Source organism: Dietzia maris (assembly GCF_014144855.1).
GTDB classification, from domain to species: Bacteria; Actinomycetota; Actinomycetes; order Mycobacteriales; family Mycobacteriaceae; genus Dietzia; species Dietzia kunjamensis.
The window spans coordinates 1-1,125 of the sequence record NZ_JAALDN010000153.1 but is presented as its reverse complement, the minus strand read 5'-3'; the positions used below and the strand labels follow the sequence as shown (position 1 = coordinate 1,125).

The following is a 1,125-nucleotide window of genomic DNA, read 5'->3' as shown; positions in this document are numbered from 1 at the left end:
CGCTCCCGCAGGCCCGCGCGTCGATCGGCCGCCGCCATCGCCCGCAGACGCACGCCCTCGTCGAGCGGCGCCGTCCGCCACCACCCCGGTCGCGCATCACGTTCCCGGGCCACGCGGTGCAGACATCTGGCCCCCGAGGCCGGCCCCACCACCGCCGCATCGGGGGCGCGGTACGTGGTGCTGCCGGCGTCCTCCATCGCCGTCCATCATGGCCCAGCCGCGGCCCACACGACGGTCCGGTCCTCAGTGCGGGCCGATTCGCCTAGGCTGGAGACCTGATGTCCGCGACGAGAGAAGGATCGACGCCCATGGGCAAGCTGACGACCTACCGCGACAAGCGTGCCGAACTCCGCGCCCATGCTTCGGCGCTCAAGTCCACGGCCATGAAGGAGGCCAAGCTCGCGGCCAAGGAGACGCGGAAGAAGGCCAAGGAGGCGCACCGCGTGGAACTGGCCGAAGCCAAGGAACGCGCCAAGCTCGAGCGCAAGAACGCCGAACGCAAGGCGAGGCGCGCCGAGAAGCGGGCCGAGAAGCGTGACAAGCTCGACCGCAGATCCGCCAAGCGGAACCGCAAGAACGAGAAGGTCCACGCCAAGCAGGAGCGCGCCACCATCAAGCGCGAGGCCAAGCTGCTGGCCAAGGACCGCAAGCTCGCCGAGAAGATCGACTCCGCCGGCCGCAAGCACGAGTACCAGCTCGCCGAGATGGAACTCAAGAAGCTCGAGGGCACCAAGCTCAACAAGGATGACCTGCAGCGGTGGCTGAGCATGGCCAAGGTCGCCACCCCGGTGCTGCTGCCGATGGTCTACAAGGCCGTCTCCAACGTGCAGGGATCGGCCGGCAAGCCCTCCGGCCCCGGAGGCGTGGACCTCGAGGCCGCCGGCATCAACGCCACCGGCCCCGGCGCCGCCCTCGGTGTACGCATCGTCCGCCTCGAGCAGACCCTCGACCAGCTCGACGTGAGCCGCGGGAGCGAGCGTGAGGTCAAGGACTTCATCTCCTCCACCCGGGCCAGGCTCACGGACCTGCGGACAGCGGTCGAGACCGCCGAGACCACGCCCACCGCGCAGCGGCGCGAGATCCACTCGTCGATTCTCCGGCGAGCTCGACCGCATCAACAAGGAC

The 1,125-nt window shown here is 69.7% G+C and carries 1 protein-coding gene and 1 pseudogene; one reads left to right on the top strand and one right to left on the bottom strand.

The features are described from left to right. Positions 1-197, bottom strand: a pseudogene (locus tag G6024_RS16390) (TM0106 family RecB-like putative nuclease); the annotation flags it as partial. A gap of 111 nt (positions 198-308) precedes the next feature. Here G6024_RS16390 and G6024_RS05600 point away from each other — a divergent pair. After that, positions 309-1,125, top strand: an 817-nt coding sequence (locus G6024_RS05600) for a DUF6474 family protein (RefSeq protein WP_235027773.1), incomplete at its 3' end; no start/stop codon positions are given.